Here is a 14,301-nt window from a genome sequence, read left to right as displayed (position 1 = left end):
CGGTGACCGAACACACAGCGAGCGGACGCCCGCTCCCCGACGTGCTGCCCGGCGCCCCCGCACCGCTGGGTGCGGTCTGGGACGGCCGCGGGACCAACTTCGCGCTGTGGTCGGCCGGCGCCTCCGCCGTCGACCTCTGCCTGTTCGACCCCGACGGGACCGAGCACCGGCACCGGCTGGAGGAGACCACCCACCAGGTGTGGCACGGCCGGCTGCCCGGCGTCGGCCCCGGGCAGCGCTACGGCTACCGCGTCCACGGCGGCTACGAGCCGTTCTCCGGTTCCCGGTACAACCCGGCCAAGCTGTTGCTGGACCCCTACGCCCGGGCCGTGGACGGGGAGCTGGAGCTGCACGCCGCGCTGTTCGGCCACCCCGTCGAGCACCCGGACTCCGCCGTCCCCGACGGCCAGGACTCCGCTCCCCACGTCCCCCGCGGCGTCGTCGTCCACGACCCGTTCCCCTGGGACGGCGACCGCCCCCTGCGCCGTTCGTGGTCGGACACCGTCATCTACGAGGTGCACGTCAAGGGGGCCACCGCCCGGCACCCCGGCGTCCCGCCGCACCTGCGGGGCACCTACGCGGGGCTGGCCCACCCCGCCTTCGTCGAGCACCTGCTGGCGCTCGGCGTGACAGCGGTCGAGCTGCTCCCGGTGCACCACTTCGTCAGCGAGCCGCACCTGCTGCGCCGCGGGCTGACCAACTACTGGGGTTACAACACGCTGGGCTACTTCGCGCCGCACGCCGCCTACAGCGCCGCCGGCAGCGGCGGCCAGCAGGTGACCGAGTTCAAGACGATGGTCAAGGAGCTGCACGCCGCCGGCATCGAGGTGATCCTCGACGTCGTCTACAACCACACGGCCGAGGGCGACCACACCGGGCCCACGCTGTCGTTCAAGGGCATCGACAACCCCGGCTACTACCGGCTCGACGGCGCCAACCCCTCCCGCTACACCGACTACACCGGCTGCGGGAACACCCTCGACGTGCGCCGGCCGGCCGTGCTGGGCCTGCTCATGGACTCGCTGCGCTACTGGGTCACCGAGATGCACGTCGACGGCTTCCGCTTCGACCTCGCCTCGGCGCTGGCCCGCTCGATGCACGACGTCGACCGGCTGTCGGCGTTCTTCGACGTCGTGCACCAGGACCCGGTGGTCAGCCAGGTGAAGCTGATCGCCGAGCCCTGGGACGTCGGTCCGGGCGGCTACCAGGTGGGCAACTTCCCGCCGCCGTGGACGGAGTGGAACGGCAAGTACCGCGACACCGTGCGCGACGTCTGGTCGGGCGCGCACGTCGGCGTGCGCGACCTCGCCTACCGGCTGACCGGCTCCTCGGACCTCTACCGCTCCGACGGCCGGCGCCCGTTCGCCAGCATCAACTTCGTCACCGCGCACGACGGCTTCCCCCTCGCCGACCTGGTCGCCTACGAGCAGAAGCGCAACGAGGCCAACGGCGAGGAGAACCGGGACGGCGAGAGCCACAACCGGAACTGGAACTGCGGCGTCGAGGGGCCCACCGACGACCCCGAGGTGCTCGCCCTGCGCGCGCGCCAGGTGCGCAACCTGCTGGCCACCCTGCTGCTCTCCACCGGGGTGCCGATGCTGACCGCCGGCGACGAGCTGGGCCGCACCCAGCAGGGCAACAACAACGCCTACTGCCAGGACAACGAGATCTCCTGGCTGGACTGGGCGGCCGCCGACGAGGACCTGCTCGCCTTCGTCACCCGGCTGGTCCGGCTGCGCCGCGGCGCCCCGGTGCTGCGGCAGGAGGCGTTCTTCGAGGGCCACGAGCTGGCTGGCACCGAGGGCACCCGCGACCTCGCCTGGTTCGCCCCGGGCGGCGGCCAGCTCACCACCGCGCACTGGTTCGACACCGGGCTGCAGACCGTGGGCATGTACCTCGACGGCCGGGGCATCCGGCACCGCGACGAGCACGGCCACCCCGTCGTCGACGACTCCTACCTGGTGCAGCTGCACGCCGGCCCCGACCCGGTGACCGTCGAGCTGCCCGGGCCGCCGTGGGCGGACGGCTACGAGCTGGTGGTCTCCACCGAGTACGCCCGCGGCGCCCCGCCGGCGATCACGTTCCTGCCGCCGGGGCCGGTGGAGCTGCCCGGCCGCTGCGTCTGGCTGCTGCGGGTCGAGCGCCGGCCCGACAGGTGAGGTGCTGGAACGGCCACCCTTCAGGGCCCCACGCCGAGCTCGTCAGGCGTGGGGGGAAGGGTGGTCCTTCTACTCCTGCGGCTGCTCGAAGGTGATGACCGTCCAGCCCAGGAGCAGGCGGTCGCCGTCGGAGAGCGGGTGGGCCACGCCCGGCTCGAGCTGGGTCCACTCGGTGGCCTCGGGGCCGGCGACGTGGGTGCCGTTGAGCGAGCCCAGGTCGACGAGCGAGACCTCGCGGCCGTTGCGGGTCAGCGCCGCGTGGGCCGAGGAGAGCACGTTCTGGGTGTCGGCGATCGGGACCGCGCGCGCCGAGCCGCTGGAGACCATCTCGTGGTTGTCGGGACGCCGCCCGAGCACCAGGTCCTCGTCGATGGTGACGACCATGCCGTCGTCGAAGCGCAGGATCGGCGTGGCCTCGGTCGACTCGGGGCGCCAGAACGCGGTCTGCTCGCCCGAGTCGGGCTGGGCCGCCGACGCGGAGGAGCCGCGGCCGGCGCCGAAGCCGGAGTCCGTGCTCGCCGCGAAGGACGACGCCGCCGCCACAGGGGCCGCGGCGGCCGGGGCCGCCCCGGCCAGGTGCAGCGTGGCGCCGCCACCGGGCACGGTGCCCTCGACCAGGTCGTAGCTCACGCCCGGCGGTGTGCGCGGCGCGGACTGGCCGGGGCCCACGTACAGCGACTGCCCCGGCGAGAAGCCGGAGGCGAGCGTGCCCCCCTCGACGGACGAGCCGGAGAGCGGGACGCCGTCGACGGCCGGCTGACCCTTGCCCGCCCAGAGCGCGACGCCGTTACCGGCGTCGCCGGTGACGACGAGGGCGAACGAGACGCCACCGGAGGCCAGGGAGCTCACCTCACCGGCCACGGCGGCCAGCACGCGGTCGGCGCCGGGGCCCGTCACGCCCAGGCAGGCGTGCAGAGCCGACACGAGGGCGGGCGAGCCGGGAGCGTCGACCCACAGCAGGCCGCCGCCACGGCGGGCGACGACGGCATCTCCGGGGAGCACTTCACAGCGGTCGGGCATGGCGTCCAGCCTAGTGAAGGGCGAGCGTTCTGGCTGGCCGCGGGCCGCCGCCACGCCGGGGCGTGACGACGTCACACGAGGTCACTGTGGCCGGCGTGGCCCGAGTGCCCGCTGGTTCACCGTCAGGCCGTGCTCACCACGCCGAGCTCCGCCGGATCGGCGAGGTGCTCCGAGTGCGGCAGCACGCGCACCGTGTAGCCGAAGGCGCCCGTGCGCTCCAGCGGCACGGTGGCGGTGAACCAGTGCCGCGACCCGTCGGTGTGCTCGTGCGCCATCGGCACGGTGGTCACCTCGTGCAGCCCGTCGGCGTCGTCGACCCGGCCGTAGGCGGCCTGCACCTCGACGTCACCGGGCTGCAGCCCGGGCAGCTCCACCTCGGCGCGCAGCGCCAGCGTCGACCCGATCTCCGGGGTGTCCCCGGCGCCGGTCGCCTCGACGTGGGCCACCCGGACGTCGTGCCAGTGGTGCAGCACCTGCGAGCGCCAGGAGGCCTCGCTGCGCGCCGGCGCGTAGCCGTCGGCGGCCATCGCGCGGGCCGACCCCGCGGCCGGGACGTAGAGGGCGCGGACGTAGTCGCGGACCATCCGGGTGGCCAGCACCTTGGGGCCGGTCTCGCGCAACGTGTGCCGCACCATCTCCACCCACCGGCCCGGGATGCCGTCGCGGTCGGTCTCGTAGAACCGCGGCAGCACCTGGTTCTCGAGGAGGTCGTAGATCGCCCGCGCCTCGACCTCGTCGCGGCGGTCGGGGTCGGCGACGCCGTCGGCGGTCGGGATCGCCCAGCCGTTCTGGCCGTCGAACCACTCGTCCCACCAGCCGTCCCGGATGGAGAGGTTCAGCCCGCCGTTGAGCGCCGCCTTCATCCCCGACGTGCCGCAGGCCTCGAGCGGGCGCAGGGGGTTGTTCAGCCAGACGTCGCAGCCCCAGTACAGGTAGCGCGCCATCCCGATGTCGTAGCCGGGCAGGAACGCGATGCGGTGCCGGATCTCCGGGTCGTCCGCGAAAGCCACCATCTGCTGGATCAGCTTCTTCCCGCCGTCGTCGGCCGGGTGGCTCTTGCCGGCGATGACCAGCTGGATCGGCCGCTCGGGGTCCAGCAGCAGCGCCTTGAGCCGCTCCGGGTCGCGCAGCATCAGGGTGAGCCGCTTGTAGGAGGGCACGCGGCGGGCGAAACCGATGGTGAGGACGTCGGGGTCGAAGACGCCGTCGGTCCAGCCCACCTCGGCCTCGGTGGCCCCGCGCGAGAGCGCCGTCTCGCGGACCCGCCGGCGCACCTCCTCGACCAGGCGGGCGCGCAGCACGCGCCTGGTCCCCCACAGCTCGGCGGCCGGGATGCGGTCGACGCCGTCGAAGTGGACGTCGCCGTCGACCTCGACCGGGTCGCCCTGGCTGGAGGACTGGGTGCCCATCTCGACCAGCTCGCGGGCGGTCCAGGTCGGCGCGTGCACCCCGTTGGTGATCGAGCCGATGGGCACGTCGGCCTCGTCGAAGCCCGGCCACAGGCCCTTGAACATCCCCCGGCTGACGTGCCCGTGCAGCTGGCTCACGCCGTTGGCCCGCTGCCCGAGGCGCAGGCCCATGTGGGCCATGTTGAACTTCGCCGGGTCCTCCTCGGCGCCCAGCGGCAGCAGCTGGTCCATCGGCACGCCGAAGCCGGCGAAGTAGCGCTCGATGAGCGCCTTGGGGAACCGGTCGATACCGGCCGGCACGGGGGTGTGCGTGGTGAAGACGGTGCCCGCGCGCACCGCCTGCAGCGCCTCGGGGAAGGTGAGGCCGTGCGCCTCGGTGAGCTCTCGGATGCGCTCGACGCCCTGGAAGCCGGCGTGCCCCTCGTTGGCGTGGAATACCTCCGGCTGGGGGGTGCCGGTCAGCGAGCAGTAGGCGCGCACGGCCCGCACACCGCCGATGCCCAGGAGCATCTCCTGGCGGAGGCGGTGGTCCTCGTCGCCGCCGTACAGCCGGTCGGTGACCAGCCGCTCGCCGGGGGCGTTCTCCTCGATGTCGCTGTCGAGCAGCAGCAGCGAGACCCGGCCCACCTGGGCGCGCCAGACGTGGGCGTGCAGGCTGCGCCCCTCGGGCAGCGGCACGGTGATGACGACGGCGGAGCCGTCGGACCGGCGCAGCAGCTTGATGGGCAGGCCGTGCGGGTCGAGCGAGGGGTAGCGCTCGAGCTGCCAGCCGTCGGCGGACAGGCCCTGGCTGAAGTAGCCGGCGCGGTAGAGCAGCCCCACGCCGATCAGCGGGACGCCGAGGTCGGAGGCGGCCTTTAGGTGGTCGCCGGCGAGGATGCCCAGGCCCCCGGAGTACTGCGGGAGGACCTCGCTGATGCCGAACTCGGCGGAGAAGTAGGCGATGCTGCGCGGCGCCTCGTCGCCCAGCGACTGGTACCAGCGCGGGGTGCCGAGGTACTCCTCCAGGTCGTCGACGGCGTCGGTCAGCCGCCGGACGAAGCGCCGGTCCTTGGCGAGGGTGGCCAGCCGCTCGGCCGACACCTCACCGAGGGCGCGCACCGGGTCCCCTCCGCAGCGCTGCCAGAGATCGGGGTCGAGCGCCTCGAAGAGGTCGCGGGACTCGGCGTGCCAGGACCAGCGGAGGTTCATCACCAGCTGGGAGAGGGGCAGGAGCGGCTCCGGCAGAGCCGCGCGGACGGTGAACCGACGGAGTGCTCGCACCCGGGGAGCCTATCGACTCCGGGGCCCCCGGGCAGGGCTCCGCGCGGTGACCACCAGGAGCACCCGGCCCGGACGGGTGAGCCGCCGAGGGCAGAACGGCTGCCGAGATGCTGGTGAGGCGGCAGCTCAGTAGCGTGGTCGGCGATGACTGGCCGCCCTGATCTCCGCCTCGGCATCACCGATGTCGCCCCCGTCGTGTCCTGCGGGTCCTTCTCGGCCCGCGCGGTGGTCGGGGAGCACGTACCCGTCACCGCCACCGTCTTCCGCGAGGGCCACGACGCCGTCGCCGCGAACGTCGTCTGGACGCCCCCGGGCGGCGACGACGCGAGCGCGCCCTTCCTGCGCATGGCGAAGCTGCCACCGGAGCCCGACCGGTGGCTGACCACGGTCGTGCCCGACCGCGAGGGGCGGTGGACCTTCTGCGTCGAGGCGTGGAGCGACCCGCTGGCCACCTGGCGGCACCACGTCGAGGTCAAGGTCGAGGCCGGCCAGGGGGCCGACGAGCTCGCCAACGACCTGGAGGAGGGCGCCCGGCTGCTCGACCGGGTGGCCGCCGAGGCCGAGGAGGACTGGCGCGGGCGCGTCGAGGCCGCGGCCGCCGCCCTGCGGGACACCTCGCAGGAGCTCACCGTCCGGATCGCCCCGGCCCTGGCCGCCGGCCTGCAGCGCTACCTGCACGAGCACCCGGTGCGCGAGCTGGTCACCCGTTCCCCGCGGTACGAGGTGTGGGTCGACCGCAAGGAGGCCCTGTTCGGCTCCTGGTACGAGTTCTTCCCGCGGTCGGAGGGCCCGGTGGTCGCCGGGGCGCCCACCCACGGCACCTTCACCACGGCCGCCGACCGGCTGCCCGCGGTCGCGGACATGGGCTTCGACGTCGTCTACCTGCCGCCGATCCACCCGATCGGCAAGGTGAACCGCAAGGGCCCGAACTCGAGCCAGTTCCCCGGCGGCAACCCGCACGACGTGGGGCCGGACGACGTGGGCTCGCCGTGGGCGATCGGAAGCGACGAGGGCGGGCACGACGCCGTCCACCCGCAGCTGGGCACGATGGAGGACTTCCGGGCCTTCGTCGCCCGCACCCGTGAGCTGGGCATGGAGGTGGCCCTCGACTTCGCGCTCCAGGCCGCCCCCGACCACCCGTGGGTGAAGGAGCACCCGGAGTGGTTCACCACCAAGCCCGACGGGACGATCGCGTACGCGGAGAACCCGCCGAAGAAGTACCAGGACATCTACCCGGTCAACTTCGACAACGACCCCGAGGGCATCTACGCCGAGTGCCTGCGGGTGGTCCGGGTCTGGATGGACGCCGGCGTCCGCATCTTCCGCGTCGACAACCCGCACACCAAGCCGCTGAACTTCTGGCACTGGCTGATCTGGGAGGTCAAGAAGACCGACCCGGACGTGCTCTTCCTCGCGGAGGCGTTCACCCGGCCGGCGATGATGCACCAGCTCGCCCGGCTCGGCTTCACCCAGTCCTACACGTACTTCACCTGGCGGACCGGGCGCGAGGAGCTCGAGGAGTACGGCCGCGAGCTGGCCGCCAACAGCCACTACATGCGGCCGAACTTCTTCGTGAACACCCCGGACATCCTCCACGAGTCGCTGCAGTTCGGCGGCCCGCCGATGTTCAAGATCCGGGCCGTGCTCGCCGCGATGATGAGCCCGACCTGGGGCGTCTACTCCGGCTTCGAGCTGTTCGAGCACGTGGCGGTGAAGCCGGGCAGCGAGGAGTACCTGGACAGCGAGAAGTACGTGCTGCGCCCCCGCGACTGGGCCGGCGCCGAGGCGTCCGGGCGGAGCCTGGCGCCCTACCTGCGGCGGCTCAACGAGGTGCGGCGCGCCCACCCGGCGCTGCAGCAGCTGCGCACGCTGCGCTTCCACCAGGTCGACAACCCGAACCTGCTCTGCTTCACCAAGACCGACCCGGGGTCCGACGACGCCGTCCTCGTCGTCGTGAACCTGTCCAGCCGGGACACCCAGATCGGGACGACGGCGCTGGACCTGCCCGCCCTCGGGCTGGACTGGCACGAGCGCTTCGGGGTCACCGACGAGCTCACCGGTGCCCGCTACGACTGGGGCCAGTTCAACTACGTGGAGCTCGACCCCCACCGGGAGCCGGCCCACGTGTTCGCGCTGACCTTCCCGCGATCCGTGCAGTTCCCCCCGCCCGTCTCCTGAAGAGATCGATCTCCGGCCCCGTCCCGGGTCCCGCCCTGAGCCTGCGAAGGGTGGGGAGGACGGGGTCCTTCTCCCGAGAGGGGAACCCGCTCCCGATGACCGTTCCCGTCCCCGACGCACCCGCGCACCGCTCCGCCCTGCCGCCGCCGGGCACCGATCCCGAGTGGTACAAGCGCGCGGTCTTCTACGAGGTCCTCGTCCGCGGCTTCGCCGACAGCAACGCCGACGGCGTCGGCGACCTCCGCGGCATGCGCGACAAGCTCGACTACCTGCAGTGGCTCGGCGTCGACTGCCTCTGGCTCCCGCCGTTCTTCGCCTCCCCGCTGCGCGACGGCGGCTACGACGTCAGCGACTACACCGCGGTGCTGCCCGAGTTCGGCACGATCGAGGACTTCAAGGAGTTCCTCGACGAGGCCCACGCCCGTGGCATGCGCGTGATCATCGACTTCGTCATGAACCACACCTCGGACCAGCACCCCTGGTTCCAGGCCAGCCGCAGCGACCCGGAGGGCCCGTACGGCGACTTCTACGTCTGGGCCGACGACGACACCGGCTACGCCGACGCGCGGATCATCTTCGTCGACACCGAGAGCTCCAACTGGACCTTCGACCCGGTGCGCAAGCAGTACTTCTGGCACCGCTTCTTCTCCCACCAGCCCGACCTCAACTTCGAGAACCCGAAGGTGCGTGAGGCGATCATCGACGCCCTCCGCTTCTGGCTGGACCTGGGCATCGACGGCTTCCGGCTCGACGCGGTGCCCTACCTCTTCGAGGAGGAGGGCACCAACTGCGAGAACCTGCCGCGCACCCACGAGTTCCTCAAGGAGGTGCGCAAGGTCGTCGATGCGGACTACCCCGACCGGGTGCTGCTGTGCGAGGCGAACCAGTGGCCGGCCGACGTCGTGGAGTACTTCGGCGAGGACGGCGACGAGTGCCAGATGGCGTTCCACTTCCCGGTCATGCCGCGCCTGTTCATGGCGGTGCGCCGGGAGCAGCGGTTCCCGATCTCGGAGATCATGGCGCAGACGCCGGACATCCCGGACAACTGCCAGTGGGGGGTCTTCCTCCGCAACCACGACGAGCTGACGCTCGAGATGGTCACCGACGAGGAACGCGACTACATGTGGGGCGAGTACGCCAAGGACCCCCGCATGAAGGCCAACATCGGCATCCGCCGGCGGCTGGCCCCGCTGCTGGACAACGACGTCAACACCCTCGAGCTGTTCAACGCGCTGCTGCTGTCGCTGCCGGGCTCGCCGGTCCTGTACTACGGCGACGAGATCGGCATGGGCGACAACATCTGGCTCGGTGACCGGGACGGCGTCCGCACGCCGATGCAGTGGACCCCCGACCGCAACGGCGGCTTCTCCACCGCCGACCCGCAGCGCATGTACCTGCCGCTCAACCAGGACCCCGTCTACGGGTACCAGGTCACCAACGTGGAGTCGCAGCTGCGCAACACCAACTCGCTGCTGCAGTGGCTGCGGCGGATGATCCAGGTCCGCGGGCAGCACCCGACGTTCGGCCTGGGCACCTTCGAGGAGGTCGGCTCCCGCAACCCGACGGTGCTGTCGTTCGTCCGCCGGTTCGGGGACGACGTCGTGCTGTGCGTCAACAACCTCTCGCGCTTCCCGCAGCCGGTGGAGCTGGACCTGCGCGAGTTCGAGGGCTACACGCCGATCGAGCTCACCGGGCGGGTCGAGTTCCCGCAGATCGGCGTCCTGCCGTACATGCTCACGCTCGCCGGGCACGGCTTCTACTGGTTCGAGCTCTCCAAGCCGAACGAGCCGGTCCCCGACGAGCACGAGGACTGGGCCAGCGCCACGTCCAGCGCCGTGGCCGACTCCCTGCTGGCCGCCGGCGTGGTCAGCGCCGCCGACGAGCCGTCCGACGAGTCCGGAGACCCCCGATGAGCGCACTGACGGAGCTGTTCCGCGACTGGATCCCCCACCAGCGCTGGTTCGGCGGCAAGGGCCGCGAGTGGGCCGAGGTGACCGAGGACGGCTTCTTCCTCGACCGCGGGAACCCCGTCCTCTCCGTGCACCGGGTCCGCATCCGGTACGCCGACGACGTGACCGAGACCTACTTGGTCCCGCTGTCGTGGCGGGACCACCCGGCCGAGGACCTGGAGACCGCGCTCGTCGGCGCAGTGTCCAACGAGGGCCGGGAGACCTACGCCTACGACGCGATGCGCGACCGCGAGTCCACCGCGCCCTGGCTGATCCACCTGGCCCAGGGCTCGTCGATCGGGCCGATGCGCTTCTCCCCCGCCGGCGAGGGGGACATCCCCGAGGGGCTGCCCGGCGACATCGTCTCCACCGAGCAGAGCAACACCTCCCTGGTCTACGGCCAGGAGGCGATCCTCAAGCTCTTCCGCCGGCTGGAGCCGGGGCTCAACCCCGACGTCGAGATCCACGACGCGCTGCGCCGGGCGGACAACCCGCACATCGCCGCGCTGCTCGGCCACATCGAGATCGACGACCCGCAGGGCGACGCCCCCGCCACCGTCGCGATGCTGCAGACCTTCGTCCCCAACGCCAGCGACGGCTGGCGGCTGGCCACCGCCAGCGTCCGCGACCTCTACGCCGAGGGCGACCTGCACGCCGACGAGGTCGGGGGCGACTTCGCCGCCGACAGCGAGCGGCTGGGGGCGGCGACCGCGTCGGTGCACGCCGACCTGGCCGCGGTCCTGCCCACGGAACAGGCCGACCCCGGGTGGCTGGCCACCGTCGCCCGGCAGATGTCGGAACGTCTGGACGCCGCCATCGAGATCGTGCCGCAGCTGCAGGAGCACGCCGAGGCGCTGCGGGAGGTGTACACCGCGGTGAGCGAGAGCGAGGAGCCGGTCGTGCGCCAGCGGGTGCACGGTGACCTCCACCTGGGTCAGGTGCTGCGCACGGCCACCGGCTGGATCATCCTCGACTTCGAGGGCGAGCCGGCCCGCCCGCTGGCCGCCCGTCGCGAGCTCGACAGCCCGCTGCGGGACGTCGCCGGCATGCTGCGGAGCTTCGACTACGCCGCCCGGCACCTGCTCGTCGAGCAGCCCGAGGACACCCAGCGCGAGTACCGCGCCCAGGAGTGGGCGGCGCGCAACCGCGCCGCCTTCTGCGCCGGGTACTCCGAGGCCAGCGGGATGGACCCGTGCGGGGACTCACCACTCCTTCGGGCGTTCGAGGCCGACAAGGCGGTTTACGAATGCGTCTACGAGGCGAGGAACCGTCCGCACTGGCTGATGATCCCGCTCCAGTCGATCGCCCGGCTCGCCGGTCGCGACTGAGCTCCCGAACCGACGGACCAGAGCACCGAGAACGGACGAGGACGGCGAGACCATGACGACCGACGACCGAGGCGAGAGCCCCGTGGCCGGCAAGGACGATCTGCAGCGCGCCGTGGAGGAACGGGTGGCGCAGGCAGAGGCGGCCGCCGGTAGCGAGCCGCCGGTGAACGCCGAGCCGGCCAGGAAGAGCACCAAGCGGGCCGCGGCGAAGAAGGCTGCGCCGGCGAAGAAGGCCCCGGCCGCCAAGAAGGCCGCCCCGGCGAAGAAGGCTGCGCCGGCGAAGGCTGCCGCTGACAGCAAGCCCTCCGGCGACAGCAAGCCCGCCGCCGCGAAGCGGGCGACCGCCAAGAAGGTCGCCGCGGCGCCCACGGCCACCGAGGCCACCCCGGAGCCGGGCAGCGAGGAGACCGAGGTGACCGCCAACCCGGTGGTCGCCCCCGCGCCGATCGCCGAGCCCGGCTCCCCCTCCGGTGCGCCGGCCGGTCAGCCGGAGGCGCCCGACCCCGACCCGGCGACGCCGCCCACCCCGCAGGCCCCGACCGAGGACCGGGCGGGCTCCGACGGCTCCGCGGAGCCCGCGGCGCCGGTCCCGAGGGCCGACGCGTCCCCTGCCGACAGCGCAACCTCCGACGACGGCTCCCCCGCGGGCGGCACCACCGCCGGCGCCGCGGAGGATGCCGCGATCGAGGAGTTCGCGGAGGACGACCTGCGGGCGATCGCCGAGGGCTGGTCGCGCGACCCGCACCGGATCCTCGGCGCGCACCGCACCGCCGAGGGCTGGGCTGTGCGGACGCTGCGCCCGGACGCCGTCAGCGTCGCCGTCCTCGACGAGGACGGCAGCCGGTACGAGGCCGCGCCCCTGCACGCCGGCGGCATCTACGAGGCGGTGCTCCCCCGGCAGCCCGGGGACTACCGGATCGAGGTCGTCTACGGCGGCGGCGAGGGCGGGACGACCACACACACCGTCGACGACCCCTTCCGCTGGCTGCCCACGCTCGGGTCCCTGGACGAGCACCTCATCCGCGAGGGACGCCACGAGCGGCTGTGGGAGGTGCTCGGCGCGCACGTCCGCCGTTACGAGACGCCGCGCGGCACGGTCGAGGGCGTCTCGTTCGCCGTCTGGGCACCCAGCGCCCAGGGCGTGAAGGTCACCGGCGACTTCGACTACTGGCAGGCCCGGGCCTACCCGATGCGCATGCTCGGGTCCTCCGGCGTCTGGGAGATCTTCATCCCGGGCGTGCAGGTCGGGACGCGGTACCGGTACCACGTGCTCGGCGCGGACGGCACCTGGCGCGAGAAGTCCGACCCGCTCGCCTTCGCCACCGAGGTGCCGCCGCTGAACGCCTCCGTGGTCACCGAGTCCACCTACGAGTGGGCCGACGACACCTGGCTCGAGCAGCGGGCGGAGGCCGGCTGGCACCAGCGCCCGATGAGCGTCTACGAGGTGCACGCCGGCTCATGGCGGCAGGGGCTGTCCTACCGCGAGATGGCCGACGAGCTCGTCGACTACGTCCGCGACGCCGGGTTCACCCACATCGAGTTCATGCCGCTGGCCGAGCACCCGTTCGGCGGCTCCTGGGGCTACCAGGTCACCTCGTACTACGCGCCGACGTCCCGCTACGGGAGCCCGGACGACCTGCGCTACCTGATCGACCGGGCGCACCAGGCCGGGATCGGCGTCATCGTCGACTGGGTGCCCGCCCACTTCCCCAAGGACGAGTGGGCGCTGGCCCGCTTCGACGGCACGCCGCTCTACGAGCACGGTGACCCGCGCCGGGGCGAGCAGCTGGACTGGGGCACCCTCGTCTTCGACTTCGGCCGGTCCGAGGTCCGCAACTTCCTGGTCGCCAACGCCCTGTACTGGTGCAAGGAGTTCCACGTCGACGGCATCCGCGTCGACGCGGTGGCCTCGATGCTCTACCTGGACTACTCCCGCAGCGAGTGGCTGCCCAACAAGTACGGCGGGCGGGAGAACCTGGAGGCCGTCGCCTTCCTGCAGGAGTTCAACGCGACGGTCTACCGCGAGGTCCCCGGCGTCATGACGATCGCCGAGGAGTCCACCGCCTGGCCGGGGGTCACCCGGCCCACCCACCTCGGCGGCCTGGGCTTCGGGTTCAAGTGGAACATGGGCTGGATGCACGACTCGCTGGCCTACGTCGAGCGCGAGCCGATCTACCGCAGCTACCACCACGGTCAGCTCACGTTCTCGATGCACTACGCCTACACCGAGAACTACGTCCTGCCGATCAGCCACGACGAGGTCGTGTACGGCAAGGGCTCGATGCTGCGGAAGATGCCCGGCGACCGCTGGCAGCAGCTGGCCAACCTGCGCGCCTACCTGGCCTACATGTGGGCCCACCCGGGCAAGCAGCTGCTGTTCATGGGGTCGGAGTTCGCGCAGGACGCGGAGTGGGCCGAGAGCCGCTCGCTGGACTGGTGGCACCTCGACGACCCCGCGCACCGCGGCATCCTGCAGCTGGTCACCGACCTCAACGGCCGGTACAAGGAGTGCGACGCCCTCTGGTCCCAGGACGTCGACCCGGCCGGGTTCCAGTGGATCGACGCCAACGACGCCTCGGGCAATGTGCTCTCCTTCCTGCGGTACGGGGCCGCGCCGCAGGGCACCGTCCCCGCCGGGGACGGTGGCGAGGAGACGGCGGGGAGCCCGGCGCAGGGGTCGGCGCTGGCCTGCGTCGTCAACTTCTCCGGAGCCCCGCACCACGAGTACCGCATCGGGCTGCCCCGCCCGGGCCAGTGGCGTGAGGTGCTCAACACCGACGCCGAGGGCTACGGCGGCTCCGGCGTCGGCAACTACGGCGGCGTGGAGGCCGAGCCGGAGCCGTGGCACGGCCAGCCCTACTCGGCGACGATCGCCGCTCCCCCGCTGGGCACCGTCTGGTTCCTGCACGAGTAGAAGGACCACCCTTCAGAACGTCACGGGGCATGCTGTGCTCGCGCGGCCTCCCGGACGCGCGAGCACAGGGCACCTGGAGGA

7 protein-coding genes are annotated in these 14,301 nt (G+C 72.5%); 5 read left to right on the top strand and 2 right to left on the bottom strand.

From position 1 onward, the window contains the following. Positions 1–2: 2 nt before the first annotated feature. Positions 3–2,159 carry a glycogen debranching protein GlgX gene (gene glgX / locus ACI794_RS01610; RefSeq protein WP_456615543.1) on the top strand — a complete coding sequence of 719 codons (2,157 nt, stop codon included), beginning with the start codon at positions 3–5 and terminating at the stop codon, positions 2,157–2,159. 69 nt (positions 2,160–2,228) lie between these two features. Here glgX and ACI794_RS01605 read toward each other — a convergent pair whose 3' ends face one another. Next, a complete protein-coding gene (locus ACI794_RS01605; RefSeq protein ID WP_456602172.1) occupies positions 2,229–3,179 on the bottom strand; it encodes an FHA domain-containing protein in 951 nt (316 codons plus the stop codon). A 122-nt stretch (positions 3,180–3,301) separates the two neighbouring features. Beyond that, complete coding sequence (glgP, locus tag ACI794_RS01600) at positions 3,302–5,851, bottom strand: alpha-glucan family phosphorylase (protein ID WP_456602171.1); 2,550 nt, start codon at positions 5,849–5,851, stop codon at positions 3,302–3,304. Between the two features lie 144 nt (positions 5,852–5,995). Between glgP and ACI794_RS01595 the strand changes: the two genes are divergently transcribed. From ACI794_RS01595 to glgB, 4 genes are all read left to right on the top strand, one after another. Then, entirely contained in the window at positions 5,996–8,029 is a 2,034-nt protein-coding gene (locus tag ACI794_RS01595) for an alpha-1,4-glucan--maltose-1-phosphate maltosyltransferase (RefSeq protein ID WP_456615542.1), read from the top strand. Between the two features lie 95 nt (positions 8,030–8,124). Continuing rightward, a complete protein-coding gene (gene treS / locus ACI794_RS01590; RefSeq protein ID WP_456602170.1) occupies positions 8,125–9,942 on the top strand; it encodes a maltose alpha-D-glucosyltransferase in 1,818 nt (605 codons plus the stop codon). Next, positions 9,939–11,306 carry a maltokinase N-terminal cap-like domain-containing protein gene (locus tag ACI794_RS01585; protein WP_456615541.1) on the top strand — a complete coding sequence of 456 codons (1,368 nt, stop codon included), beginning with the start codon at positions 9,939–9,941 and terminating at the stop codon, positions 11,304–11,306. The genes treS and ACI794_RS01585 overlap by 4 nt, the downstream gene beginning before the upstream one ends. A gap of 52 nt (positions 11,307–11,358) precedes the next feature. Continuing rightward, positions 11,359–14,220 (top strand): 1,4-alpha-glucan branching protein GlgB, encoded by a 2,862-nt coding sequence (gene glgB, locus ACI794_RS01580; RefSeq protein ID WP_456615540.1) that lies wholly within the window; start codon positions 11,359–11,361, stop codon positions 14,218–14,220. The last annotated feature ends 81 nt before the right edge of the window (positions 14,221–14,301 follow it).

It is taken from the genome of Blastococcus sp. SYSU DS0541 (assembly GCF_054050875.1).
This window is presented reverse-complemented; position numbering and strand designations above follow the sequence as displayed.

What these genes read in the sequence shown, in the direction of transcription:
- ACI794_RS01605 (WP_456602172.1), bottom strand. Translation starts at nt 3,179, where the DNA reads ATGCCCGACCGCTGTGAAGTGCTCCCCGGAGATGCCGTCGTCGCCCGC.
- ACI794_RS01595 (WP_456615542.1), top strand. Translation starts at nt 5,996, where the DNA reads ATGACTGGCCGCCCTGATCTCCGCCTCGGCATCACCGATGTCGCCCCC.
- treS (WP_456602170.1), top strand. Translation starts at nt 8,125, where the DNA reads ATGACCGTTCCCGTCCCCGACGCACCCGCGCACCGCTCCGCCCTGCCG.
- ACI794_RS01585 (WP_456615541.1), top strand. Translation starts at nt 9,939, where the DNA reads ATGAGCGCACTGACGGAGCTGTTCCGCGACTGGATCCCCCACCAGCGC.
- glgB (WP_456615540.1), top strand. Translation starts at nt 11,359, where the DNA reads ATGACGACCGACGACCGAGGCGAGAGCCCCGTGGCCGGCAAGGACGAT.